Origin of the sequence: Kitasatospora aureofaciens (genome assembly GCF_019192735.1) — a bacterium.
Lineage (GTDB): Bacteria > Actinomycetota > Actinomycetes > Streptomycetales > Streptomycetaceae > Kitasatospora > Kitasatospora aureofaciens_A.
The window spans coordinates 1-871 of sequence record NZ_JAHTKP010000189.1; the positions used below are offsets into that span (position 1 = coordinate 1).

At 72.2% G+C, this 871-nt stretch carries 1 protein-coding gene and 2 pseudogenes; all 3 read right to left on the minus strand.

Going from position 1 to position 871, the window contains the following annotated elements:
• Positions 1-175, minus strand: a pseudogene (locus KV557_RS41925) (ATP/GTP-binding protein); the annotation flags it as partial.
• Complete coding sequence (locus tag KV557_RS41930) at positions 156-581, minus strand: DUF742 domain-containing protein (protein ID WP_030248215.1); 426 nt, start codon at positions 579-581, stop codon at positions 156-158. The gene KV557_RS41930 and the pseudogene KV557_RS41925, both read right to left, overlap by 20 nt.
• A gap of 164 nt (positions 582-745) precedes the next feature.
• A pseudogene (locus tag KV557_RS41935) lies at positions 746-871 on the minus strand (roadblock/LC7 domain-containing protein); the annotation flags it as partial.

Genomic DNA, 871 nt, shown 5'->3' on the forward strand with positions numbered 1-871 from the left:
GGCTGATGTCGTCGATGCCGGCGGAGGCCGAGGTCATGACGGCTTCGGTGCGCAGGGGGTTGATCTCGGAGACGGCGCCGACGAGCGTGGTCTTGCCGACACCGAAGCCGCCCGCGACGACGATCTTGGCCGACGTCGTGGCGCGGGCGGGTCCGTTAGAGCTTGCGAAGTCCACTGAGGACCCTTTCGAGCAGCGTGACATCGGGCGTTCCGCCCGACTCGCCCGCGGCGGCGGGCTGGTGGATGGCGACGAGACCGGCCTCGGCCAGGTCGGCCACGAGGATGCGGGCCACACCGAGCGGCACACCGGCCAGGGCGGAGATCTCCGCGATGGATTTGACCTCACGGCAGAGGTTGACGATCCGGGCGTGCTCGGGCAGCAGTCCGCCGGTCCGCTCGGCCGAGCCCGTGGTCGAGATCAGGGCCTCGATGGCGAGCTGGTAGCGGGGCCGGGTCCGGCCGCCGGTCATCGCGTACGGGCGGACCAGCGGCTGCTGCTCGTAGCCGTCGGACTGCTGCCCGCCGTAGCCGCTGCCGTACCCGCTGCCGTACGGGCCGGCGGGTGTCGAAGGCGGGGTCATGGGTCCTCCTAGTGCTGCAGCCTTGGGCAGCCGGTTCCAGCTGGGGCGGTGCCAGCTGAGGCGAGATCAGCTGCCTGAGGGTAGCTGAGGGTCAGACGCCGGGTCCGGTCGGGTCGGACCCGGCGGGGAGGTGGGACGGTGGGTGGATCCGCGCGGGGCTCCGGTCAGTGCAGGAGACTGCCCTGGAGTTCCGCGCGAAGTGCGGGGGTGAGGACGGCGCCGGCGCGGTCGACGAGCAGGGCCATCTCGTAGCCGACCAGGCCGATGTCGGAGTCGGGGGCGGCCAGGAC